This is a genomic window from Caballeronia sp. TF1N1, assembly GCF_022878925.1.
In the GTDB taxonomy this organism is placed as follows: Bacteria; Pseudomonadota; Gammaproteobacteria; order Burkholderiales; family Burkholderiaceae; genus Caballeronia.
Map to the genome: position 1 here is coordinate 801,669 of NZ_CP084627.1, position 23,042 is coordinate 824,710.

21 protein-coding genes are annotated in these 23,042 nt (G+C 62.6%); 6 read left to right on the forward strand and 15 right to left on the reverse strand.

The genetic code is table 11. The features are described 5' to 3' along the window. The first annotated feature begins 7 nt into the window (after nucleotides 1-7). From LDZ28_RS17695 to LDZ28_RS17705, 3 genes are read left to right on the forward strand one after another with little or no spacing between them, the layout of a single operon-like run. Nucleotides 8-2,083 (forward strand): flagellar biosynthesis protein FlhA, encoded by a 2,076-nt coding sequence (locus LDZ28_RS17695; protein WP_244828257.1) that lies wholly within the window; start codon nucleotides 8-10, stop codon nucleotides 2,081-2,083. After that, the gene (locus LDZ28_RS17700) at nucleotides 2,083-3,414 is read left to right on the forward strand and encodes a FliI/YscN family ATPase (RefSeq protein ID WP_244828259.1); all 1,332 of its coding nucleotides are present in this window, start codon (nucleotides 2,083-2,085) and stop codon (nucleotides 3,412-3,414) included. The genes LDZ28_RS17695 and LDZ28_RS17700 overlap by 1 nt, the downstream gene beginning before the upstream one ends. After that, nucleotides 3,411-3,836, forward strand: coding sequence for a hypothetical protein (locus LDZ28_RS17705; RefSeq protein ID WP_244828261.1), 426 nt, complete (start codon nucleotides 3,411-3,413; stop codon nucleotides 3,834-3,836). The genes LDZ28_RS17700 and LDZ28_RS17705 overlap by 4 nt, the downstream gene beginning before the upstream one ends. A 128-nt stretch (nucleotides 3,837-3,964) precedes the next feature. Here the strand turns inward: LDZ28_RS17705 and LDZ28_RS17710 are convergent, their stop codons facing one another. The 6 genes from LDZ28_RS17710 to LDZ28_RS17735 all read right to left on the reverse strand — a co-directional run bounded on the left by LDZ28_RS17710 (nucleotide 3,965) and on the right by LDZ28_RS17735 (nucleotide 14,716). Then, entirely contained in the window at nucleotides 3,965-6,643 is a 2,679-nt protein-coding gene (locus tag LDZ28_RS17710; protein WP_244828262.1) for an ATP-binding cassette domain-containing protein, read from the reverse strand. A 125-nt stretch (nucleotides 6,644-6,768) separates the two neighbouring features. Continuing rightward, nucleotides 6,769-9,069 (reverse strand): DNA polymerase II, encoded by a 2,301-nt coding sequence (locus LDZ28_RS17715; protein ID WP_370652210.1) that lies wholly within the window; start codon nucleotides 9,067-9,069, stop codon nucleotides 6,769-6,771. 280 nt (nucleotides 9,070-9,349) lie between these two features. After that, nucleotides 9,350-10,012, reverse strand: a complete 663-nt coding sequence (gene flhC, locus LDZ28_RS17720; RefSeq protein ID WP_244828264.1) for a flagellar transcriptional regulator FlhC — start codon at nucleotides 10,010-10,012, stop codon at nucleotides 9,350-9,352. 18 nt (nucleotides 10,013-10,030) lie between these two features. Next, entirely contained in the window at nucleotides 10,031-10,348 is a 318-nt protein-coding gene (gene flhD, locus LDZ28_RS17725) for a flagellar transcriptional regulator FlhD (RefSeq protein WP_244828265.1), read from the reverse strand. A 514-nt stretch (nucleotides 10,349-10,862) separates the two neighbouring features. Further along, a complete protein-coding gene (locus LDZ28_RS17730; RefSeq protein ID WP_244828266.1) occupies nucleotides 10,863-12,014 on the reverse strand; it encodes a purine nucleoside permease in 1,152 nt (383 codons plus the stop codon). A gap of 137 nt (nucleotides 12,015-12,151) precedes the next feature. Continuing rightward, a complete protein-coding gene (locus tag LDZ28_RS17735) occupies nucleotides 12,152-14,716 on the reverse strand; it encodes a mechanosensitive ion channel domain-containing protein (RefSeq protein WP_244828267.1) in 2,565 nt (854 codons plus the stop codon). A 261-nt stretch (nucleotides 14,717-14,977) separates the two neighbouring features. Here LDZ28_RS17735 and LDZ28_RS17740 point away from each other — a divergent pair, with 261 nt between their 5' ends. Next, nucleotides 14,978-15,217 carry a hypothetical protein gene (locus LDZ28_RS17740; RefSeq protein WP_244828269.1) on the forward strand — a complete coding sequence of 80 codons (240 nt, stop codon included), beginning with the start codon at nucleotides 14,978-14,980 and terminating at the stop codon, nucleotides 15,215-15,217. 22 nt (nucleotides 15,218-15,239) lie between these two features. On the opposite strand, the gene LDZ28_RS17745 is transcribed toward LDZ28_RS17740, so the two are convergent. From LDZ28_RS17745 to LDZ28_RS17755, 3 genes are all read right to left on the reverse strand, one after another. Then, a complete protein-coding gene (locus LDZ28_RS17745) occupies nucleotides 15,240-16,169 on the reverse strand; it encodes a cation diffusion facilitator family transporter (RefSeq protein ID WP_244828271.1) in 930 nt (309 codons plus the stop codon). A 51-nt stretch (nucleotides 16,170-16,220) separates the two neighbouring features. After that, the gene (selD, locus tag LDZ28_RS17750) at nucleotides 16,221-17,285 is read right to left on the reverse strand and encodes a selenide, water dikinase SelD (protein WP_244828272.1); all 1,065 of its coding nucleotides are present in this window, start codon (nucleotides 17,283-17,285) and stop codon (nucleotides 16,221-16,223) included. Between the two features lie 63 nt (nucleotides 17,286-17,348). Continuing rightward, the gene (locus LDZ28_RS17755) at nucleotides 17,349-17,909 is read right to left on the reverse strand and encodes a putative glycolipid-binding domain-containing protein (protein ID WP_244828273.1); all 561 of its coding nucleotides are present in this window, start codon (nucleotides 17,907-17,909) and stop codon (nucleotides 17,349-17,351) included. Between the two features lie 259 nt (nucleotides 17,910-18,168). On the opposite strand from LDZ28_RS17755, the gene LDZ28_RS17760 reads away from it, so the two are divergent. Beyond that, nucleotides 18,169-18,594, forward strand: a complete 426-nt coding sequence (locus tag LDZ28_RS17760) for a BspC domain-containing protein (protein WP_244828275.1) — start codon at nucleotides 18,169-18,171, stop codon at nucleotides 18,592-18,594. A 16-nt stretch (nucleotides 18,595-18,610) separates the two neighbouring features. Here the strand turns inward: LDZ28_RS17760 and LDZ28_RS17765 are convergent, their stop codons facing one another. After that, nucleotides 18,611-19,135 carry an Rrf2 family transcriptional regulator gene (locus LDZ28_RS17765; RefSeq protein WP_244828276.1) on the reverse strand — a complete coding sequence of 175 codons (525 nt, stop codon included), beginning with the start codon at nucleotides 19,133-19,135 and terminating at the stop codon, nucleotides 18,611-18,613. 397 nt (nucleotides 19,136-19,532) lie between these two features. Here LDZ28_RS17765 and LDZ28_RS17770 point away from each other — a divergent pair, with 397 nt between their 5' ends. Continuing rightward, nucleotides 19,533-19,745, forward strand: coding sequence for a hypothetical protein (locus LDZ28_RS17770; protein WP_370652211.1), 213 nt, complete (start codon nucleotides 19,533-19,535; stop codon nucleotides 19,743-19,745). Nucleotides 19,746-19,817: 72 nt separating this feature from the next. On the opposite strand, the gene LDZ28_RS17775 is transcribed toward LDZ28_RS17770, so the two are convergent. From LDZ28_RS17775 to LDZ28_RS17795, 5 genes are all read right to left on the reverse strand, one after another. After that, nucleotides 19,818-20,576, reverse strand: coding sequence for an anti-sigma factor (locus LDZ28_RS17775; RefSeq protein WP_244828279.1), 759 nt, complete (start codon nucleotides 20,574-20,576; stop codon nucleotides 19,818-19,820). Beyond that, nucleotides 20,573-21,091, reverse strand: coding sequence for a sigma-70 family RNA polymerase sigma factor (locus LDZ28_RS17780; RefSeq protein ID WP_244828280.1), 519 nt, complete (start codon nucleotides 21,089-21,091; stop codon nucleotides 20,573-20,575). Before LDZ28_RS17780 ends, LDZ28_RS17775 begins: the two co-directional genes overlap by 4 nt. Nucleotides 21,092-21,116: 25 nt before the next feature. Further along, the gene (locus LDZ28_RS17785) at nucleotides 21,117-21,260 is read right to left on the reverse strand and encodes a hypothetical protein (protein ID WP_244828281.1); all 144 of its coding nucleotides are present in this window, start codon (nucleotides 21,258-21,260) and stop codon (nucleotides 21,117-21,119) included. A 71-nt stretch (nucleotides 21,261-21,331) separates the two neighbouring features. Further along, the gene (locus LDZ28_RS17790; RefSeq protein WP_244828283.1) at nucleotides 21,332-21,703 is read right to left on the reverse strand and encodes a hypothetical protein; all 372 of its coding nucleotides are present in this window, start codon (nucleotides 21,701-21,703) and stop codon (nucleotides 21,332-21,334) included. A 144-nt stretch (nucleotides 21,704-21,847) separates the two neighbouring features. Further along, nucleotides 21,848-22,843, reverse strand: coding sequence for an AraC family transcriptional regulator (locus LDZ28_RS17795; RefSeq protein ID WP_244828285.1), 996 nt, complete (start codon nucleotides 22,841-22,843; stop codon nucleotides 21,848-21,850). Between the last annotated feature and the right edge of the window lie 199 nt (nucleotides 22,844-23,042).

Below are 23,042 nucleotides of genomic sequence, written 5' to 3' on the forward strand. Positions count from 1 at the left end.
CGGAATCATGAACCGCCCATCCGTTCCCCTCTTCGCCAGCTTGCCCCGACAGATTGCGCGCCACGCACACATCGCGGCAGCCGCGGGTTTCATCAGCGTGCTGGCGTTGCTGATTCTGCCCATCCCGCCGTTCCTGCTCGATTTGTTCATCGGCATGAGCTTTTGCGCGGGTTTCATCATGCTGTTCTCCACGATCTACGTGTCGCGCGCGGCGGATCTTCCGGGCTTTCCCGCGCTTCTGCTCATGACCACGCTGCTGCGTCTCGCGCTGGCCATCGCATCCACCAAGATGATCCTGCTCCAGGCGCACGCCGGGCGCATCATCCAGGCCTTCGGCGAGCTGGTCGCGGGCGGCAACGTCGCAGTCGGCATCGTCGTCTTCCTGGTGCTCTGTGCGATTCAGTTCATCGTGGTCGCGAAGGGTGCGGACCGCATCGCGGAAGTCGCGGCGCGCTTCACGCTGGATGGCATTCCAGGACGCCAGATGAGTATCGACGCCGATTCGCGAAGCGGGCTCATCACCGCCGAGCAGGCAGCGCTGCTGCGTGCGGGACTCGAACGCGAAACCTATTTCTACGGATCGCTCGACGGCGCCATGAAGTTCGTCAAGGGCGACACCATTGCAAGTTTCGTGATCGCGCTCGTGAATATCGTGGGCGGGCTCGCGGTTGGCATCGGGCAGCGCGGCATGCCGTTTGGCGACGCCTTGCAGGTCTATACGATCCTGACTATCGGGGATGGCCTCGTTTCGCAGATACCATCGCTCGTCGTGTCGATCGCGGCCGGCCTGCTCGTCACGAGAGTATCGCCCGCGAGCGGCGCCACCAATCTCGGCACGGACCTTTACGAGCAATTGACGCTTCGGCCTCACGCACTCGTCATGGCGGGCGCGTGCTGCGCGGCACTGGCGCTCATTCCCGGCTTTCCGCATGCGCAGTTTGCGCTGCTGGCCGCGCTGCTCGGAGGACTTGGCTTCGTGCTCATGCGCGCGGCGCAACGGGCGCGCGACGAGGCACGCGCTCCCATGCCCGCGCTTGCGCGCGACGGCAGCCGGTACATGCCCCATTTGCTCGACGAGGCCGAGGTTGGAACGAGCACCGTGCTGCGCCTTCGACTTGGCAACGATGCCTTCAAAGCCGTGCCGCGCGATGCGTTCAACCGCGTGCTCGGCACGCTGCGCCATCATCTCAACACGCGCTTCGGCCTGCCCTTTCCCGGCCTTGCCGTCGTGATCGACGAGCGGCTCGCCGCCGAGCGCTACATCATCGATGTCGACGATGTACCGTTCGCGAGCGGCACGCTCATGCCCCAGCACGTCCTGGCGAGCGGACGCCCGGCGGATGTGCCGGCCGAAGGCCCGTCGGGGTATCGACCGGGATTCGAGAAGTCAGTGTGGATCGCGGCCGGCGCCGCCGCGTCGCTCAATGCCTCCGTTCTGAATACCGCCACGCCCGACGACGTCCTTGCTCAACACCTCATCGAAATATTCGAGCGGTGCGCACCGCGCCTGATCGGCACGCAAGAGGTGCGCTTTCTGCTCAATCGTCTGAGCCCCGAGTTTCGCGAACTCGTCGCGCAGATCGAACAACGGATCACGACAGCCCGGCTCGCGGCCGTGCTGCGGCAGTTGCTGCAGCAACGCGTGTCGATCCGCAATCTGCGTGGCATCCTCGAAGCCATTCTGCGCGTGTCCGCAAACGAACAAACGCTCGAACGCATGGTGCGCGAAAGCCGTATCGAACTCGGCCATCAAATCGCGCGTACCCATGCGAACCTCGATACCTGGGAGATTCGCGGCGGCGTGCTCGAAGCCGAGTGGGAGAACGAGCTCGAAGCCAGCATTCGCCACGGCTCGGACGGCGAGCCATATTGCCCGCTCGATTTCATGCAGTTGGATACGTTGCGCCGCGTTTTGAGCGGTGCGGCCACGCCCGTGAGGCTGCTGCTCACCTCGGCAATTCTACGGCCGCATTTAGCGCAGGTGCTGGGAGCGATCGGCATCCGCATGGATGTGCTCGCCATAGACGAGATTCCGCGCGACGTCTACCGCATCAACGCTTCGGTTACCTTCACGAGGCCATAATGCGCAAGACGACTGATGAAGACGCAAAGCCGGTCGGCAGCTTGATGGCCAGACCGACGCTTCACGGCCGCGTGGTGGAGGCGCGTGGCGTGATCGTCCGCGTGGTGGGCGCGTCGCTGCGAATCGGCGAACGTGTGCGACTCGTGCGGCCCGACACACTCGAGGAGCAAACAGGCGAAGTAGTCGGTTTTGCTCCGGACGGCGCGCTCGTCATGCCGCTATCCGGACTCGCGGGGCTCTCCGACATCACGCGCGTGGAGGGATGCGGGCTCGACTGGAATCGGCTCGATGCGACTCGCCTGCAAGGGCGCATTCTCGATGGCCTCGGCAAGCCGCTCGATGGCGGGCCGCCCGCGCCGCTTGTCCATGCGAGCGCGCGCTTCGACGCAACGACCGCGATCAATCCGCTCGACCGCCCGTTGATCGCGCAACCCTTCGTTACCGGCGTCAGGGCGATAGACGGATTGCTCACTTGCGGGGTTGGACAGCGTGTCGGCATTTTCGCAACCGCGGGCGGCGGAAAGAGCACGCTGCTCGGCATGATCGCGAACGGCGCACAAGCCGATGCCATCGTGATCGCGCTCGTCGGGGAGCGTGGGCGTGAGGTCAATGAGTTCGTGCATGACCATCTGCATGAACGCGAGCGGATTGTCGTCGTCGCGTCGACATCGGATCGTCCAGCGGCCGAACGTATCCGCGCGTCGCGTCTAGCCTGCGAGATCGCGGCCGCGCTGCGTTCCCAAGGTCGCCACGTCCTGCTGCTCTTCGACTCGCTGACGCGCTACGCGCGCGCCCTGCGCGAAGTCGGCCTCGCCGTGGGCGAACCGCCCGTGCGGCGGGGCTATCCGCCACGCGTGTTCGCGGAACTGCCTAGAATCGTCGAAATGGGCGGCCTGCTCGGTCGCGGCAGCGTCACTGCGTTTTTTACCGTGCTTGCCGAGGACGAAGATCTCGCCGATCCCATCGTGGAAGAAGCGCGCTCGCTGCTCGACGGTCATATCCAGCTCTCGTCGCGTTTAGGCGCCGCGGGACACTATCCCGCCATCGATATCTTGCAGAGCAAGAGCCGGCTCATGACGCGGGTCGCCGGGGAGTCGCATCGCGCATGCGCCCAGCGCGTGCGTGAGTGGCTCGCGCGGTATCGGGACGTCGAGCTGCTGCTCCAGATAGGCGAATACCGGCGCGGCAGCGATGCCGCGAGCGACCGGGCCATCGACCGTCATCCGGCCATTACGGCCTTCCTTCGGCAGCGTCATGACAGCCACGTCGCTTTCGATAAGACAATCGCGGCATTGCAGGCGCTCGGCGAAGGCGCCGATACATCCACGTGACGGGCCGCGCCGGAGATCTGCGTCGCTGGGCGGTGCTTGCGCGCGTACGCGGGCTGCGGGTGCGGCGCGGCGAGGCAACGCTCGCGCAGGCGCGACAGGCCGCATGCGAGGCACGAGACGAAGTAGCCCGTCGCACGGAACTGCTGCGCAACCATGCCGCACAACTGCCGCGCCTACTCGCCTTGTGCTCGCACGAGCATGGCGGTGCTGCGGCATGGCGAGGCGCTTTACACGCGCATCGGCTTCAGGCAGCGGCGCTGAACGCGTCGGTCTTGCAGACGCAAGCCTTGTTGCTGCGCGCCGAGGCGAACGTCCGTTCCGCCATGTCCGCCTTGCAGCGTGACATAAAGAGGCACGACGACGCACGCGCCCGTGAAAGAGCGGCGCTAGCCAGCTTTAAGGACGACGACGACGATCCATGAACCGATCGGCGCGGCCAGCATGGCCGACGACCTCGTGCATCGCGTCTCATCGCCCAGGCACCGCGGGCTATGTCAGAGCGCTCGGGCTCACGACACCATCGAAGCGTGCCTGACGCGCGCCAACGCGCTCAACGCCCCGCGCGCTCCAGCCGCGCGGCGACTTGCAGAATCGCTTCAATAAGCTTTTCCGCAGGCACGGGCTTCGTCATGTGCAACTGGAAGCCCGCAAGCTGCGCGCGCAAGCGGTCATCCGTCTGCGTATGTCCCGTCAATGCGATTGCCGGCATGCGCCGATCCAGCGACACACGCCGCGACGCTTCGAGTTCGCGCACCTGACGCAGCACTTGATAACCGTCTTCCTCGCCAAGCACGATGTCGCATAGAAACGCATTCGGCCACGCCTCGGCAGGCGTCGCTTCAAGCCAGTCGAGCGCTTCCGTTCCCGACGCGGCCAACCGCACTTGTGCACCAGCCGTTTCCAGAACGGCTTCGAGCGCTTCGCGGGCATCTTCCTGATCGTCGAGCACCATGATCGAAAGGCCTTTGAGCGCTTCGGCAACGTTCGCTTTCGGCTCGGCCAATCTCGATGCATCGTCGGCCTCGACGACAGGCCGCAACGGCATGACGGCGACATACGCGAGATGGCCATCGACGTAATTCACCGTGAAACTGCCGCCCGTGCTAGTAAGCGCCTCTTCGAGCCGCGCCGCCTGTTCCTCGGTCAGCGGCGCGGGCTTATTGCCGGGGCCGAGCACGCACAAGCGCACCTGATTGTCTTCGCGCTCCACTCGCAGTTCGACACGCGCGCCGCGCGTTGCCGCGCGAACTTCCGTGCGGCACAGATCGGCGATCACGAACTGCAGCACGCCGGGATCGCCCGTCACGCGAAGATCCGGCTCTGTCATCACCGTGAAGAGATGCACGCCGTGCTCGATGATCTCTTCATGCAGTCCATCCACCACGCCGGCGATCAGCGAGCCGAGTCCTACCGGTTGCGACGATACCTTGCGTTGCGCGTGCGCGAGTTCGCCTTGCTGCGATTGCAGCGACCACATGCGTGCATAGACGCCCGCGCGTTCGATCAATTCAGCATGCTGCCCCTGCTCCACGATGCGCCCGTGCTCCATCACGAGAATCCAGTCTGCATTGACCACGGTCGAGAGCCGATGCGCGATCACAATCGAGGTGCGCCCTTGCGCGAGCCGGTCGAGTTCGCTTTGAATCGCGCGTTCCGAACGGGTATCGAGCGCGGACGTGGCTTCATCGAATACAATGATGCGCGGGTCCTTCAGAATGGCGCGCGCAATTGCAATGCGCTGCCGCTCGCCGCCCGACAGCCGTACACCGCGTTCGCCGACACGCGTCTCGTAGTGATCGGGCAAGCGTTCGATGAAGCCGTCGAGTTGCGCCGCGCGCGCCGCACGCACGACATCGGCACGCGTCGCCGATGGGCGGCCATACGCGATGTTGTAGGCGATCGTATCGTTGAAAAGCACCGTATCCTGCGGCACGATACCAATGGCTTCACGCAGACTCTTCTGCGTGATCTCGCCGAGATTCTGTCCGTCGATGGTGATCACACCGGCCGTCGGCTGATAAAGCCTGAAGAGTAGTTTCATCAACGTGGACTTGCCCGACCCGCTGCCGCCCACCACCGCGAGTTTCTTGCCCGGGTGCGCGCGAAAGTCGATATCGCGCAGTATCTGCCGCGCCGGATCGTAGCCGAAATCCACGTGCTGGAACTCGATCTCGCCCGCGCTCACCACGAGCGGCTTCGCGTCCTGTTCGTCGATATCCTCGCCACGCCGTCCGCGCGCAAGCAGAATCTCGAACATGCGTTCGACGTTCACGATTGCATCGTTGGTCTCGCGAAACACGAAACCGAGCGTGTTCAGCGGCGAGCACACCTGCACGATATACGCGTTCACCAGCACGAGATCGCCGACGCTCATCGTTCCCGCAACCACGTGTTGCGCGGCAAGCAGCATGACCGCCGCAATGCCCACCGCGATGATGGTGCTTTGCCCGACATGCAGAATGGTCAACGCGCGTTGATTCGCGGTGCGTGCATGCACCCATTGTTCGAGCACGCTCGAAAGCCGGCCGCGTTCGACCTCTTCGCTTGCGAAGAGCTTGACCGTTTCGTAGTTGAGCAGGCTATCGACGAGACGGCTGTCGGACTTTGCTTCGAGCCGATTGACCGCGCGCTGAAAGCGCATGCGATAGCGCGTGAAGATGAACGTATAGACCGCATAGCACACGAAGGTCACGCCAATCGCCAGCAAAAAAGTCGATGCATACTGGCTTACCATGATCGCCACGACGGTGCCGATTTCGATCAATGTCGGCACGATCATGAAGATCGCCACGCCCAGCAAAAAGCCGATACCGTCCGCGCCCTTCTGCACGTCGCGCACCACGCCACCGGTTTCGCGTTGCGCATGAAAACGCGCACCCATGTTATGCAGATGCGCGAACGTACGCTCCGTAAATGACGCCACCGTGCGTTGCGTGACGATGCTGAACACCACGTCGCGTGCTTCGTTCAGCACGTCGCCGAGATACCGCATCAGCACGTAAGTGAGGATCACGAACACCGGAAACACGAGGTTCGCCGTGGGCCGGCTGAACTCGTCGATGACGTGCTTCAGCATCAGCGGCACGGACACCACAGCGAGGCGCGACGCGATCATCAACGTCACCGCGACGAGCGTCTGTACGCGAAATTTCCAGATTGCCTGCCAGAGATCGCCAGCAATGCGGTTACGCAATTGCGAGCGGCTGATTTCGCTTGATGCAGTCGACATATGCAACCATCCCGGAAGTTGAGGGAGGAAGGCGCCTTGAGCGCGGTTAAACGCGGCGCGGTCCGTCGTTCTCTTGCCGGACTTCGGGGACATGCGGCAGCAAGGAACGCGCCCGCATGAACCGGCTAAAACAGCGCGCCTTGCCCCGACATCAGCGTATCGAAGTCTTCGCGCAGGAAGGGCAGGATGCCGTCGGCAATCGGCTGTAGCTGCTTCGTCACGTAGTGTTCATAGTCGATGGCCGCATGACGCGCTTCCACCGGCTCGGGACCGGCGAGCGTCATCACATAGCTGATCCAGCCGCCGTTCTGATATTGAAGCGGACGTCCGAGGCGCGTGTTGTGTTCGTCGGCACTGCGCGCGGCGCGTACATGCGGCGGAACGTTACGCTGATAATCGTCGAGGCTGCGGCGCAGGCGCTTGCGATAGACGAGCAGTTCGTCCTGCTCGCCGCGTCGCGTGCGTTCGACGTAATCGCGCACATAGTCCGCATAAGATTCGCCCTTGAAGATACGCATGTAAAGGTCTTGCTGGAAACGTTGCGCGAGCGGCGTCCAGTCCGTGCGCACCGTTTCGAGACCTTTGAACACGATCTCCTCGCTGCCGTCCGCGCGCGCCGTGAGACCGGCGTAACGCTTCTTGCTGCCTTCTTCCGTGCCGCGAATGGTCGGCATCAAAAAGCGCCGGTAATGCGTTTCGTACTGAAGCTCCAGCGCGCTTTCGAGTCCGAAGGTCTCGCGCAAATGACCTTGCCAGTATTCGTTGACATGCTCGACGAGAGCGCGGCCGATACGCGCAGCATCTGCTTCGTCGCGTGCACGGCGCAGCCACACGAAGGTGGAATCGGTGTCGCCGTAAATCACGCCATACCCGCGCGCTTCGATCAGTTCGCGTGTACGGTGCATGATTTCGTGTCCGCGCATGGTGATGGATGACGCAAGGCGCGGATCGAAGAAGCGGCAACCGCTCGAACCCAGCACGCCGTAGAACGAATTCATGATGATCTTGAGCGCTTGCGAAAGCGGCTTGTTACGTTGACGCTTCGCCGCCTCGCGACCTTCCCACACTTGCTCGACGATAGCGGGCAGACAATGCTTCTCGCGCGCGAAACGCGCACCGCGAAAACCGGGCACGGTGGCGGCTTCATCGGTCTCGTGCATGCCTTCCGCGAGCCCGACCGGATCGATCAGAAACGTACGGATGATCGACGGATACAGGCTCTTGTAGTCGAGCACAAGAACGGAATCGTAAAGACCGGGCCGCGAGTCCATGACGAATCCGCCGGGACTCGCTTCCTCGGGGACATCGCCGAGATTGGGTGCGACAAAGCCCAGCCGATGCATGCGCGGCATGTATAGATGCGTGAACGCCGCCACCGATCCACCACTGCGATCCGCGGCCAAACCCGTAACGGTTGCGCGTTCGAGCAGAAACGGCAGCAGGTCGGTCTTGTCGAAGACCTTGGTCACGAGTTCGCAATCGACGAGGTTGTAACGCGCGAGCGCCGGCTTGTCTTCCTGAAAGCGCCGCTCGATTTCGTCCATGCGTGCATAGGGAGTGTCGATCGCCTTGCCTTCGCCGAGCAGCGACTGCGCGACATATTCGAGACTGAACGACGGAAAGTTCCACGTCGCCGAACGCAAGGACTCGATGCCGTCGATCACGAGCCGCCCCGCAATCGAAACGAAGAAATGATTGCGCTTGATGCCGTGTTCGCGCCATTCCACCGTGCTGCCATCGCGGCCGAGACGTAACGGAACGCCGTAATCGTCCGCGTGTTTCTGCAGCACACGCAGATCGAACTGCACCACGTTCCAGCCGATGATCGCATCCGGATCGTGCCGCTCCATCCACTCGTTGAAGCGGCGCAGCATGTCGGCGCGGCTTGCGCAGTAGTCGAGGTCGAAGTCGACGGATGCATCGGCGCCATTCGCCGGGCCGAGCATATAGACCTGTCGCTCGCCGCAGCCTTCGAGCGCGATCGAATAGAGTTCGCCGCGAACGCTCGTTTCAATATCGAGCGAAACCAGCTTGAGGTTTGGCCGATACGAAGTTGCAGGCTTGAGTTCGCTGAAGATGTAACCGTCACGCGCTTCGCCTTCGAAGGTCACGGGCGCGGTGATGAAGCGCTCCATGAGATAGCGCTCGGGTGGCCGAATATCCGCCTCATAGACAACGATGCCCGCGTTTTTAAGGGTTTTTTCGAGCGCCAGCAGTTGCCGATACTGTGGGCAGTACAGCCCGATTACCGGTTTTTGGCGAAAGTCCTTGAGCTGCAAGTCGCGCAGTTCGGCATTGCGCACGCTCGCGACGAGCGGCTCCGCTTTCGCGCGATCTTCGGCGCGGATGAATGCAACAGGCGTCTGCGCGCCGATTCGGATTTTGCGTGGGCCGTCATCGGTGGCGAGCCAGAACTCGACCTCCATGCCGGCCGGCGTATCGCGCCAGTGGCGCGTCAGCAAAAATCCCTGTTGTGCGGATGACAAAGCCCGTCCCTTCGAAAAGCGCATGCGGCAAGGCATGCAATCGAAGTATTTTAATGGCGAGCTAAAAAAACGAACGGCGCGATGACCATGGAGTCAGCGCGCCGGCATCGAGATAAGAATGAATTACGAGAACCAAAAAAGTAAAAAGCGGTAGCGGCATGCTGATTGTCCACCGTCCTTCCGGACGGCCCCCGGAGGATCAGTTCAGCGCCGCTACCGCCTAAGCGGCCTGTGCGACCAGGCCAGCCCGTTGCGGCTGCAAAGCCGCTACGTTGTCGAGTACCAGTTCTTCAAGCTCGGCTGGCACTTCGTTCTTGACAGACACAGCCTCCAGCGCGGCTTCTTGAATGGCCTGTTTAGCGGCCGCCGCTTTCTTGGTCTTCCCCGCGCGTGACGGCGGCTGGCAGGCCCCGCACACCACGTTGTTCTGCAAATCATGCTTGTGTGCGACGAACTTCCCGGTGCAGCGGCAGCATTTGGTCATCTGCAGCATGCCCGCGTCGAAGAAGCGCACAAGGGTCCAGGCCCGGGTGAGATCGAGTACCGCTTCGGCGCCGCTATGGTTGCAGTGCTCGAGATACAGGCGATACCCCTTGGTCAGCGCGTCGAGATGCGAGCAGCCGGCCTCGTTCTTGAGGAACGTGTAGGTGTTGTAGAACAGCGATGCGTGGATGTTCGCGAGCCAGGTCATATACCAGTCGGCCGAGAACGGCAGCATGCCCTTGGGCGGCGACGCGCCCTTCACTTCGCGATACAAACGAATCATGCGATCCCGCGAGAGCGTCAGCTCGCTCTCGAGCACTTGCATGCGTGCACCGAGCTCGATCAGCGCGATGGCGCGGAACACTTCCTGGGCATCTTCAGTGAGGCTCTTCTTCAGCATGGCTCGCTCCGTCTTTACTTAAGCGAACTGTTCAGCCGGCTGGCCAGCCAGCAGGATTGCTGCGTGCGTCGGCGCAATTTCCGCGTTCTTGGCGGGCTGCGTCAAAGCCGACAGCATCGAGTGATCGTTGAAGCGAAATGCGCACAGCAGGTTGTCCGACTGGGCGAGCTTGACGACCTGAGCGAGCGTGAGGCCCGACAACAGATCGGCGAGTTCCGCCGAAAGACCGAGCCGGAACATGCCGATGGCGCGGTCCTCGCGCAACAGACGCTGCGCGAGCATGATGTACGACAAGTTGATTTCCCGGATCGATTCCAACGTTTCGCGACCGTTCATGGTTGCAACTTCCAGTAAATCCCCGATTTCCCGCCGGCTTTGTGCCGATATATTTTTTTGCCTCACCGAACTCAACTCTGCCCGGCTACGTACATCTGATTTTGTTTCAGTGCGTTACATCTTGTAACAGACACTGTGAAACGGATTCTAAGAAGACTCTGAAGCGAACGCAAGAGCATCTCAATAATATTTTGTTGCAAACAACACTTTGCATCGGTAACTTTTTCGCGCCTAAAAAAGCGGCAATATTGACCGCGCCGTTTTTGTCATTCTTTTGGATTGAGCGCTTAATACGGACGGCTGATTTTTTGTAGGATTAATCGCCGATGCCCGCAAGAACGGCGCTTCCGGCGGTTCGGTTGACACTGGTCACGAGTATTTTTGAGACGATGAGAAAGCGTTAAAAATCAGTAAAAATGCCGCGAAGCCGGTTTTTACCGAGTCGCGGCATAAGTGGCAATATTTACTTTTATGCAGTTACAGGTTTGCAACGCCGTTTGAGCAGCGCTCGCGACTAGTGTTGCGGCACGCCTTTACGCCAAGCGCCCCAATGTGTAACGACTTCTTGCACGAATGGGTTACCGGTCAGATACAAGTTCTGAATTGCGGGTACGAAACCGCCTTGCGCGGAATAGTTCAACAGGTTGTCGGAGGCGGTTTGTCCTTCGTACGGCCGGTCGAAGTCCGAACCGGCGCGCAAAACCGCAATGCGTGACAGATCGACCCGCTTGATGCTGGCCGCGCGCTTGAGCGCCTCGTATGTCGCGTTGTCTTCCTGCTGCGTCGTGCAGTAGATGCCTTTGCCATCGGTCAGCAGGCGCGTCCAGTAGCGTGCCCTCTCGCCGATGTATTTACCCGACCACCACGTATCGCCCGCGAGCGTGTCGCACTGGATCACGTGCGGCGGACGGTTGGCCGGCGCGTAGTTGAACTTGGCGCGCGCGACCTTGGCGTCGTCGCTGTCGGAGAGCGTGACGTTGCGCGAGATGGCATAGGCGGCATCCGTCAGCGATGCATTGAGGGCAAACACTTCGGTGCGGTAATCGAGCGGTGGCTTTTCGGTGGGCCCCTTCGTGTTGATACCGAGAAAACCGCTCGGCCAGTCGGCGGGTTTCTCGCGCGCGTCGAGCTCCCATTGAATGCCGAAATCGACCAGATACTTCGCCCACGCCGTCGAGCCGAGCGTGCCGCGCGCCGGATCGATCCCGGCAATGCCCGCGACCAGAAAGTACGTGCGGCGCAAATCGAAGCGCTCCGAGAACGCGAGCGCCATCATCGATGCGGCCGCGTTCGTGTGTCCCATGCCGGTTGTCATCACACAGACATCGTCGCGGTTGCAATGGACTTCGGGATAGTCCGGCGAGAGTCCCGGCACCTTGATGGCCTGCCATGGCCCGAGCTTGTCGAGCCACACCTGGCCTTCCGGACCGAACATGCTGACGATCATCACCTTGACCTGACGGCCACCGCCGCCACCGCCGCCGTAGCGGTCATCGCTGTCGTGATCGTCGAATTGTTGGGCGAAGGCGCATCCCGTTGCGGCCGTGAGGCTTGCGAGTCCTAAGGCAAACAGGCCCTTGCGGACAGTCTTGCTTAACGCGCGTGAAGAAGAACGTGAGGGGAAGCGTGAAGCGGATTTTGAACGTGACCGGGCGGCAATGTTCATGGGGGGCGTGCTCCTCGATAAGGTTCGAACTTCGAAGAAAGCCGCGCCCTGTTGCCATTCGTTTGAGGGGCGCGGCGGCCCGACCGATTATAAAAGCGTCAATAACAAAACAAGCCCCGCGCCAACCCTTAAAACGCTCAAGCCTGCGATGTCCGCGGCGGCGGCGCACTGGACGCCGTGCCCTGTCCGGCAGCCGCCTCGCCCGTCGGATGCTGCGCCGCCTTCGACGGTTCGCCGCGCTGATCGGCGGGGGCGTCACCATCGACGTCGGCTGGATGCGCCGGATCGTGCGCCGCGTCCTGCGTGCCGTTGACGATCACGAAGTTACGCTGCGGATTGGCGATCTCGATCCCACGCGCCGTGAACTCGTTGAGAATGCGCCGGTTGAACTCGCGTTGCACCGGCCAGCGCGTGCTGTCGCGGCACTGAATCTGACCGGCGAGCGTGACGGTGGAACCATCGACGGCATCGACGCCCCAGAAGCTGAAGTCGGAGAGAATCCCGTCCTTGAAGGCGTCGTCTTCACGTAGCGCGGTGCCGATTTCCTTGAGCGTCGAAATGGCCAGATCCACGTCCTGACCGAGCGCGACCGACACGCGCACCGCCGCGTTGCCAATGCCGCGATTCGTATTGTTGACCGTGGATACCGAACTGAACGGCACCGTGAACAGCGAGCCGTCGCCGCCTCGCAAACGCACCGTGCGAATCGACAGATATTCGACCGTGCCCGAGACGCCCGCGACCGTCACCCAGTCGCCCACTTGCATGGCGTTTTCCATCAAAAGGAAGATGCCGGTGATGAAATCCTGTACGAGCTTTTGCGAGCCGAAGCCGAGCGCCACGCCGAAAATGCTCGCGCTCGCCAGAAGCGGCGCGGTGTTGACGCCGATTTCCGAGAGACCGGTGAGCACGACGACCATGGCGATGACGATGAAAAGCGCGGAGCGCATCATCGGTAAGAGCGTGCGCAGGCGTGCAGCGCGTACGCGGTCGCCACTCGCGTTCCATTGATCGAGACGCTGCTCGACCATTACGTTGGCCGTCTCCCACACGATGACCGCGAACACCGCCGCGACCGCGATGGTCACGAGCGCGGATGCCAGCCGGTTGCCAATGCCGCCCGATGTGAAGAACTGCACGATATGCACGCCCCACACTTCGAGCAGCGCCACGACCGTCACCACGGCGATGATCGTCTGCACGGCGCGGCGCAAGAGCGGGTAATAGCGATAAGCATGACGATGCGCGATGGACTTCGCCGCGAAGTCGTCGTCATCGTTTTCGTGGAACACGCGGCCGAGCGCACCGAACGCGACGATTGCCGCGACGCGCGCGCCGACCAGCACGAGAATGGACACGCCGCCGAGATGGAACAGCGTGCGATAGCCGTTCTGCACGTCCAGCGCCCAGACGAACCACAGCGCGAGCACGAAGAAGATGGCGACGGCGGCCCAGATATCGGCGATCCAGCCACCGAACAGCGCGGTCGATTTATGACTGCGCATGCGTTCGCGGATACGCTCCGCCACGGGCTTGCGGCAGTCGAAAATGGTGTAGGCGAGCATCAGATGGATGTCGAGCGTGACGATCTTCAGAATGGCGATGCGCGCCGCTTCCGACAGTCCGAGCGGCTCCGCGCCGTTGGCCAGCGCGATGCCGATACCCGCGATGATCACCATGCTGCGCAGCTTGCGATACGTGTAGAGCGCGTACTGATCGCGCATCTGCAAAAGCCGCAAGCCGGTGGCATGCGGCGCCAGCAGAAAGCCGCTCACGAGCATGATGATGCGGCAGACGAGGTAGGCATCGATAAACTCGCTCGCGACGTGCGATTCGATCGAGTTGTCGTCGATAAAGATGGACACCAGAAGCGTCGCCACGCCGATGAACACGCCAAGCGGAATGAACTTGAACAGCAGATACAAAAGCGCATTGGGCAGACGCTGCAACAGGGTCCAGTGACGTGCCGCGTGCCGCTGGCCGCGCGCCGTTTCCACCTTGCGCTCGGCTGCGTGCTGCGCGGCTTCGTCGCCGGTGCGCTCGGCGAAGTGCTCGGCGCGTTCCGCCGCATGTTCGTTCTGCACGAGTTCGGGATCGGTGACCTCGGCATCGGCGACACCGCGCGCGGCGATCTTCGCACGCGATTTACGCAGCAGACGGCCGCCGACGATTTCAAGCAAAAACGCGGGCACGAGACACACGAGCACGATCCAGAGCACGTGACCGAACTGCGCGCGCGATTCCGGCGTCGCCATGCGCTGGCTCCACCAATGCACCACGGAACGAATGTTCAGCAACTCGGCCAGCGTATGCCGCATCTCGGTTGCGAACTGAACGACCCAGTTGCCCGCCTGATGCGATAGCTGCGAGGCAAGCCCGTTCGCCGTCAGCGATTTCGCAAGCACGCCCGACGCACCCGAAGCAGGCGCAGCCGTTTCCGCGCCGCTCGCCGCCGTGGCGCTCGCGGCCGTCGGTGCGGCAAGCGCGCCGGCCGCCGCCACTGCGCGCAAGGTATCGGCGACCTGTGCGCGGCGTTGCGGATCGTTGAGCACCGCAAGGGCATCGCGGGCCTGTTGCGGCGTGAGCGCGACCGCGGGTTGCGACGCGCCTTGCGCCGAACCGGCGGCAATGGCGGACGCCGAAAGAAGCGAGCCGAGACTCGTGAAGGCGAGCAGACAGACTAAGAGTATGAGTTTGCGCATGGGTCGAATGAAAATCACGAAATTGCTGGGACTCGATGCGGACGACGCGCACGCCCTATCCTAACGCGATGCCCCGGTCCAACGCAGTAACGGCATGGCCGGGTCTCGACGCGGGGCCGGAATGAAGTCTGCTTGTATGCAGACATTGAAACGACGCGAATTGAAATGAACGCGAGACTCAATGATTCTGGAGACAGGCTCCCGCAAGCTCGCCGCGACGATAATCCGGACCGTCGCTCCAACTGGCTCACGCGTCCTGCAATGAAATTGACCGTGCTCTGGGTAGCACTTGCCGCGCCTGCCCTGCCGTTTGCAGCGCAAAGTCCGCTCATGCGGGGTGGACGAGCGGCGTCGGCGGCTTCGGCGGAATTGCCGGACGATGCATCGTCCTTGCCGGAAATGGGCGTGACGCAAGTGCCCGCGCGCGGCAATACGCAAGTTCCGGACACGCCTGTCACACCGAGGCCGCACAACGCGCGACCGCCGGCTCACTTGCCGTGAGCCGGACGACGGACGACATGTTTCAAGCCGCGGCGGCGGGCTTGCTGGCTTCGCGCGGCACGTCCGGTTCGAAGAACACCCAGCGCACCTGCGGAAAGGCTTGCTGCAAATCTTCCTCGACGATGTTGATTGCATCGATCATCGCGCGGCCGCTGGCATAGTCGATCATCTCGGCTTGCACGGCGACAACGACATCCTTGCCCCACTGCAGTGTGATCAAGTTGATGATGCGCGTGATCTCGGGCCGCGCGCGCAAATGCGCGTCGATGGCCTTGCGCACTTCGGGACTGGCCGATTCACCGACGATCATCGACTTCACTTCGCGCGCGACGAGAAACGCAATCAGCATCAGCAACACGCCCACGCCGACCGAGCCCGCCGCGTCCCATGCGGGGTTGCCGGTGATCATCGTCATGAGCACGGCAGCGAACGCGATGGCGAGACCCGCGAGCGCGGCCACATCCTCGCCTGCGACAACCAGCAACTCCGACTCGCGCGTCTCGCGGAACCAGCGCCACATGGTCTTGTTGCCCGCCGTCTTGCGAATCTCGCGCACCGCGCCCGCCAGTGAAAACGCTTCGAGCACGACCGAGATGCCGAGAATGACAAGCGCGACGATCGGGTTCGTTAGCGGCTCATGATGCATCAGACGATGCGTGCCTTCGTACACCGAAAACGCGCCGCCGACGAAGAAGAGCAACAGCGCCACGATCAGCGCATAGAAGTAAATCTCGCGCCCCGAGCCGAGCGGATGCAGCGCGTTGGCGGGCGCCTGCGCGCGCTTGAGCCCGAGGAGCAGCAGCAACTGATTGCCGCAATCGGCCGTGGAGTGAATGGCTTCGGCGAACATGGAGCCTGAGCCAGTGAAAGCAGCCGCGCCGAACTTGCATACGGCGATGCCGAAGTTGGCGGCGAGCGCATAGAGAATCGCTTTCGGAGATTCTTCCTTCATGTGCGAGTGATGTCCCGGTGGATGGTAAGAGCTGGGTTACGCGGATGCGTCTCAGGCCACTTCGATACGGCCCGCGCCGTCCACCATCTCGCCGATCACGGCGGCGTCGGAGAAGCCATCCGCGCGGAAGATCGCGAGCACGTCGTTCACGGCTTCAGGCGCGCACGAAACGAGCAGGCCGCCCGAAGTCTGCGGATCGGTAAGCAAGTTGCGAGCCTCGTCCTGAGGCGCGTCGAGGGATGCGGCAAGCGATACATCGGCGCCATACGCGTTCCAGTTGCGTCCCGACGCGCCGGTGTAAATGCCCGCGCGCACGAACTCGCGCACCTGTGGCAACCACGGCAGCGTTGCATAGTCGATACGTGCGGTAAGTTGCGCGCCGCGTGCGAGTTCGAGCGCGTGGCCGAGCAGGCCGAAGCCCGTCACGTCGGTGAGTGCATGCACGCCATCGAGCAGAGCGAGTTCCGCGCCGGGGCGATTGAGCTTGGTCGTCGCGGCGATCATCGCGGCGTAGCCCGTGGCATCGAGTTGATCTTTCTTCAATGCGGCCGACAGTATGCCGACGCCGAGCGGCTTGCCGAGCACGAGCACGTCGCCCGCGCGCGCTGCCGCGTTGCGCTTGACGCGCGACGGATGCACGATACCGAGCGCGGCGAGCCCGTAGATAGGCTCGACCGAATCGATTGAATGCCCGCCCGCGACGGGAATGCCCGCCTCGGCGCACACCGACTCGCCGCCCTTGAGGACTTGCGCGATCACGTCATGCGGCAACACGTTGATCGGCATGCCGACGAGCGCGAGCGCAAGAATTGGCTTGCCGCCCATGGCGTAGACATCCGAGAGCGCATTGGTCGCGGCGATGCGGCCGAAGTCGAACGGATCGTCGACGATCGGCATGAAGAAGTCGGTCGTCGCAACGATAGCCTGTTCGTCGTTGAGCTTGTAGACGGCGGCATCGTCGGCGGTGTCGTTGCCGACGAGAAGATTGGGGAACGCGGGCAGTGGCGTGCTGCGCTTGAGCAGGTCGGCGAGCACGCCGGGCGCGATTTTGCAGCCGCAGCCGCCGCCGTGCGAGAGGCTGGTCAGGCGGGGTGATGCGCTGAAATGGGCGGTCATCTTGGTTTCATCCGGTAAGTGCGATCGATGCGGCATTATCGCCGCTCGGGAACAAACGCGCGCTCAGGCAGTACGTTTGAATAGCCCCGGATACGCTGTAACGAGCCCGTTCTCATCGACATCGATCTCGGCCGTAAAGCCCGTATCGAGCCCTTCGTAGCGATAGCGGCGCCCATCTTCCAGGCACGTATAAGCCTGCTCGACCGCGCTGACAGTCAACGTCGGCACGTTCACATAAGCGACGCGAATCACGCGCCGCTCACCGCGTTGCAGCTTCAACCGGCGAATGGGCAGCGTGTTCGTGAAAGGCGTCGCGCTCAGGTCGACGTCGATACAACCGCGGAGTTCATCGCGTGCGGAGCCGTTGGCGTTGGTCCATGCGTGTTCGTCTCCGTCGTCTCCATCTAACCGATGCAGATCGAGCGTCGCACCGCCCGCCAGCTTCGCGGCAAGCCGCGTGACCTGCCAGCGCGCATCGCACTCTATGCGATAGACGAGGCCGAACGCGCCCACCTCGCTTTCGCCAGCGACCACGCTCTCGATCACGATCGGCGACGCTTCGTCGTCCAGTACGAGATGTTCCAGTCCTGTGCCGTCCACTTGCGACCATCTCACTGTTTTCATCGCGCGCCTCGTTGTGAGTTCGAAAGCGCAGCATACAACGCAGCCCAAACGCCATCGATCCACCTTCGACACGCGCCGCACGCTCGACGCGCCGAAACATCACACGGTATACTTCGCGAAATCTCAAAAAGACGCGCCCGATCCGTGCCGACGTTGGCGATGTCGCCCGAGCCCACGTGACAGGCGCCAGCGTATTGCCGCTCATCGCGCAGGCTCGTCTTTGTCCGCCTCTTCGCTCTCGCCGCTCATGACTCATCGCATGAAAACTGCCTTCGTTCCCGCCTTGTTTGCATTGCTCTTGTCCGCGTCGATGGTTCAGATCGCGCAGGCCCAAGAGGCGCCCGATAACGTGACGGAAGACTATTCGTATCTGTCGCGGCTGCATGTGCCGGAGAGCGTCGCGCAATGCGTCGCGGCCTTCGACCGCTGGGTTGCGGACGCGCCGAAGTACGACGCGCTCATCGTGCCCGACCGCCGCGTGTTGTCAGCCAGAATCGACAGCGAAACGCCCGTGTTTAGCGTGGGCAATCCGATTCCAGTCGATCAGGTCATCGTGATGCGCGCGTTCGCCAAGGCGCGCGGCAAGACGAAATGGACGCGCGTGGACAGCCGATGCGGCGTGCGCGACGGGCACGTCGTGGGCGTATCGCTTACGCCGAACATAAAGCCGACCATCGTGCGTTGATTGGCGACGGTGCAGACTAGCCTCGCGCGGCGCGTTTGCCCACGTTCTTTCCGCCCAGCCATTTGACGACCTGCGGCCCGAAACTGCGCGGCGCCTTTGCATTCACCCGGCCTGCGAGATCGGACAGCTTGTCCGCGGCCAGCGCTTCGCGCATGCGCTTCTCCGCGTTCTTCATGACGGCGTGAACGGCGCACACGCCGCTCGTCGACCACGGCGGCGCTTCTTCGCCAAACACCGCGCAACGCGCGCGAATCTCGCGACATTCGAAGAGCGGCTTGTCGCCATCGATGGCATGCACGACATCCAGTACGCTGATCTCTCGCGATGGCCGCGCCAGCGAGAAACCACCGCGCGCGCCTTCGGTCGCGGTGACGAGCCCCGCCTTGTGCAGCTTCGTGAACAGCTTCGCCACGAACTCCGCCGGCACGCCTTGCAGTTCCGCCAGATCGCGCACGCTGGCGCCGCTCACACCGTGCGGCGGCTCCGCGAGATAGAGCATGCAGTGCAGCGCGTACTCCACGCCCGTGCTGATATGCGCCATGTGTCACTCCGATAAGCGTGATCGTAGTTCAGGATAGTGCCACGCTCGCGGGCCGACAGCGGCAATCTCAAATTAATAAGCGTGCTTCCAAATATTTCAAGCTTCACCTTTGCTTACAAACGAACACGGCTTGTCATTTTACGAACCGCTAAATTGCTCTTATGGACTCACCAAGGAGAAATCCATGAAGAAGCTGGCGATACTTGTAGCACTGGGCGTGGCGCTCGCGGGCTCACTCTCGGGCTGCATCATCCTGCCGGACGGTGGCGGTTACCACCATCATCACGATTACTACCGCTAGAACACGGCATGACAAAAATCCATAACTACTACCACCGCGCTCGTAGTTACGAAGCGAGCCAACGGAAGACCACGAATACCGAAGGAGCAAATCATGTTGAACAAGACTAAGAAGAGCCTCTTGATCGCGTCCCTTGCAGCGTCGCTTGGCATGGGCATGATGAACGTTGCATCGGCGGACGATCATCGTCCGCATCATGTGGTGAAGGTCGGCTGGCATGGCGAGCGCTACTGGGACGGTCATCGCTACTGGGCGCGTAACGAGTGGGAACGTCACCATCGTCCGCATCACGAAGAGCCGCATCGTTAATGATCGGCTTTAAAAGAAAAAGCCGCAGCGACTCGAAGCGCTGCGGCTTTTTTTGCCTGGTGAGCCTGAGCCTCACCAGTCCTTGGGGTTGCCGCCCAGTTCCTTGCAGGTGTCGTAGGCAATCGCTTGCAGCTTGGCCTCCCCGATCTGCCCCGAGAGTGCATAACCCACGCTGTCCGCGGCCCAGTAATAGGTCCTGCGCGGGCCATCGCGCAGCATCCGGATTTGAGCGTCGTTGCGTCGTACCGTCGCCATGTAAAGCGTGAGACGTTCGCCCGCTGCGTTCTGATACATGAACTGCGCGGCCGGCCCGTCTTCACCGGGCAAGAGCCTGCCCCCCACGAGCTGAAAGCCATACTCGACGAGCGATGGAATCGTCAACGTTCGATTCAACCGCTTCGACAGCCAATTGACGAGATGGTCCTGCTGCGACGCCGCCACTTCCACCGCGTGACGTTGCTCCGGCGCATACACCGCATAGGCAATGTCCGCGCGTTCCGCGAAGCGCGCACGCGGCTCGCCGAACGCAGGCAGCAGCATGTGCATCATGAATCCACACGCGACGCCCACCACGAGAAAGCACGCGGCCAGTAGAAAGCGCTCGCGCTTTCGCGCACGCATGACGACGATCTGCGGCTCGGCCTGCTCCGCCGCGAAGAGCGCGCGCAACGCATTGTCCTGCGCGCGATAGTCGGTCGCCGTCGCCTGCAGCGCGGGGTCATCGGCCAGGCGCGCTTCAACGGCCTTGCGCTCATCGCCGTGAAGCTCGTCGTCGAGCCAGGCAGAGAGCGCCTGAAGGTCGCGATCCGGCGGTCGTTCGTCGTGGGTCATGTCCGGCCCACCACTTTCAGCGACGACGCACGGCGCCCCGGTTCCTCGCCAAGCAGAACGCGCATGTGTTCGCGCGCCCGCGAGAGGCGCGACATCACGGTTCCGGCTGGCACGTTCAAGACCACGGAGGCCTCCTGGTAACTCATTTCCTCGACACACACGAGCAACATGACTTCGCGCTGTTCGACCGGCAGGCAGTAAAGCGCGCGTTGCACGTCGCGCAGCACGAGTCCGTCCACTTCGCCACGCGGCGCGGCCATCTGCCGCCACGGCGCGGTTTCATCGTCGACGGCAATGTCGCGCCGTCCGCGCAACTGGTCGATATACAGGTTGCGCATGATCGTGAACAGCCACGCGCGCAGATTGGTCCCCGCGCGAAACGACCGCATGCGATTCAACGCACGCTCGGTCGCGTCCTGCACGAGATCGTCGGCCCAGGCGCGGTCGCCCGTCAACGCGCGCGCATAGCGGCGCAATTGCGGAAGATGCGCGAGGAGATCGCTCTCGAAACTCACGGCCGTAGAACCGGACGATTCGGCATCAGTAGCTGCCCTTCATGACCGGATCGGCGGCGCCGGCTCCTGCATTACCCGAAGCACCCGCCGTGCCGCTCGCGCAGCCGCTCGACGCCAGCGCGCAGACGAGCGCAGCCAGGAGCAACGCTGCTCCGGACAGTCGTTTCATGTTCGTGTCCCGTCAGAAAGAAGACTCGCAGGCTCGCCGGTTTATTCCCGCGAGCCCGCTCGCAGAAACGCTTACGGCTTCACGACGTGCCAGACATCCTTGAAGTTGTCGCCGTTTTTATCGCCGGGCTTGGTGTCCTTGGCAAAGCGGTATACGCGCTTGCCGTCGTACGCCCATTGCTTGCCGCCGTCGGCGGTTTCGGTGGTCCACTTGCCGCTCGGCTGATCCGAGGCGCCCGCCATCGCGGCGGGCCACGCCTGCGCGCAGCCGCCGGAGCAGGCGCTCGCGCCGCCCTTGGTGTCTTTGTCGAAGGTGTAGAGCGTCATGCCGTTGTCATCGACGAACATGCCGTTCGATTCTTTCGGCGCCGCGGCGAACGCGGGCGATGCCAGACACGCCGCCGCAACCGCGGCCGTGACGATCGTGAGGATGCGCTTCTTCATTTCATCTTCCTTATTGGAGAAGTATCCGTAGAACGTTCGGCAGCGCTGCGCTATTCCGCGGACGATGAAATAAACCGATGCGGCAGCGCCGTCGCATCGCCATGCGGCAAGCTTTGTTCGACCGTGCGGCGCGCTTTGCTTCGTTCAGGCGCCGGTTGCGGCGGCATCGCGCCAGCGCCGCGTGTCGCGCAGCGGCGGCGCGCCGAAAAGGCGGCTGTACTCGCGGCTGAACTGCGACGCGCTTTCGTAACCGACGCGATGCGCGGCCGTCGCGGCATCGGCGATATCGAGCAGCATCAGACGCCGCGCTTCCTGCAGGCGCAACTGCTTCTGATACTGCAGCGGACTCATCGCCGTCACGGCCTTGAAATGATGATGCAGCGAAGACACGCTCATATGCACGTCCCGCGCGATATCTTCGACGCGCAAAGGTTGATCGAAGTTCTGACGCAGCAGAAGAATGGCCTTCGCGATGCGCTGCGTCTGGCTGTCCTGCAAGGCGATCTGGCGCAGCCGCGCGCCGGAACCGTTCATCAGCAGCCGATACAGAATCTCGCGCTTCACCAGCGGCGCGAGAATGGGCACGTCGTCCGGCGTGTCGATGAGGCGCAAAAGGCGCAGCACCGCGTCGAGCATGGAATTGCCGAGTCGATTCACATACACGCCGCGCGTGGCGTCCGACTGCGTGACGGGCGGCAGATGCTGGTCCTGAATCAGCGACGTGATCTCTTCGACATCGAGATCGAGCCGCATGCCGAGATAGGGCTCCGTTTCGCTTGCCACCGTCACTTGCCCGATCACTGGCAGATCCACCGACGAAACGAGGTAATGCATGGGGTCGTAGACGTAGACGTCGTCGCCGACCATGATGCGCTTCGTGCCTTGCGCGATCAGCGCGAGCGCGGGCGTTTGAATACCCGGCTTCGGCCCGCCCGGATTCATGATGCGGTGCACGAAGACGCCTGGCACGCAGGTTTCGATGGAACCCTCGCAGCCCGCCGTCAAGCGGTCGAGTAGCGAGACGAGTTCGAGACGCGCCTGATCCAGCGCGGGATCGAGCGTCTGATTGTTATTGCGCATCTCTCTGGGATGCTCGTGCGGATCTTTGTCGGCAAGCCCGGGTGTGTCGTTCAGCGCCATGATTTTCCGAGGAATTTAGCGTTCGAAGGAGTCTCGTTAGCTTACTCGCGCGGGCGCGGTTGTGCTTAGGGTCGCGCGCCCGCTTTGCAGGAATTGGCAAGGATTCGACAGGATCAGGCTATGACACGCAAGAGGCGCGGGAAGATACTGCATTGCCGGCGCGACGCGTCGACCGGTCGAAACATCGACACTTCGCGCC

Bases quoted from the DNA above. Each gene is read 5' to 3' on its own strand.
- LDZ28_RS17695 (WP_244828257.1), top strand. From the start codon at position 8: ATGAACCGCCCATCCGTTCCCCTCTTCGCCAGCTTGCCCCGACAGATT.
- LDZ28_RS17700 (WP_244828259.1), top strand. From the start codon at position 2,083: ATGCGCAAGACGACTGATGAAGACGCAAAGCCGGTCGGCAGCTTGATG.
- LDZ28_RS17710 (WP_244828262.1), bottom strand. From the start codon at position 6,643: ATGTCGACTGCATCAAGCGAAATCAGCCGCTCGCAATTGCGTAACCGC.
- LDZ28_RS17715 (WP_370652210.1), bottom strand. From the start codon at position 9,069: ATGGAGGTCGAGTTCTGGCTCGCCACCGATGACGGCCCACGCAAAATC.
- flhC (WP_244828264.1), bottom strand. From the start codon at position 10,012: ATGCTGAAGAAGAGCCTCACTGAAGATGCCCAGGAAGTGTTCCGCGCC.
- flhD (WP_244828265.1), bottom strand. From the start codon at position 10,348: ATGAACGGTCGCGAAACGTTGGAATCGATCCGGGAAATCAACTTGTCG.
- LDZ28_RS17730 (WP_244828266.1), bottom strand. From the start codon at position 12,014: ATGAACATTGCCGCCCGGTCACGTTCAAAATCCGCTTCACGCTTCCCC.
- LDZ28_RS17735 (WP_244828267.1), bottom strand. From the start codon at position 14,716: ATGCGCAAACTCATACTCTTAGTCTGTCTGCTCGCCTTCACGAGTCTC.
- LDZ28_RS17740 (WP_244828269.1), top strand. From the start codon at position 14,978: ATGAAATTGACCGTGCTCTGGGTAGCACTTGCCGCGCCTGCCCTGCCG.
- LDZ28_RS17745 (WP_244828271.1), bottom strand. From the start codon at position 16,169: ATGAAGGAAGAATCTCCGAAAGCGATTCTCTATGCGCTCGCCGCCAAC.
- selD (WP_244828272.1), bottom strand. From the start codon at position 17,285: ATGACCGCCCATTTCAGCGCATCACCCCGCCTGACCAGCCTCTCGCAC.
- LDZ28_RS17755 (WP_244828273.1), bottom strand. From the start codon at position 17,909: ATGAAAACAGTGAGATGGTCGCAAGTGGACGGCACAGGACTGGAACAT.
- LDZ28_RS17760 (WP_244828275.1), top strand. From the start codon at position 18,169: ATGAAAACTGCCTTCGTTCCCGCCTTGTTTGCATTGCTCTTGTCCGCG.
- LDZ28_RS17765 (WP_244828276.1), bottom strand. From the start codon at position 19,135: ATGGCGCATATCAGCACGGGCGTGGAGTACGCGCTGCACTGCATGCTC.
- LDZ28_RS17775 (WP_244828279.1), bottom strand. From the start codon at position 20,576: ATGACCCACGACGAACGACCGCCGGATCGCGACCTTCAGGCGCTCTCT.
- LDZ28_RS17785 (WP_244828281.1), bottom strand. From the start codon at position 21,260: ATGAAACGACTGTCCGGAGCAGCGTTGCTCCTGGCTGCGCTCGTCTGC.
- LDZ28_RS17790 (WP_244828283.1), bottom strand. From the start codon at position 21,703: ATGAAGAAGCGCATCCTCACGATCGTCACGGCCGCGGTTGCGGCGGCG.
- LDZ28_RS17795 (WP_244828285.1), bottom strand. From the start codon at position 22,843: ATGGCGCTGAACGACACACCCGGGCTTGCCGACAAAGATCCGCACGAG.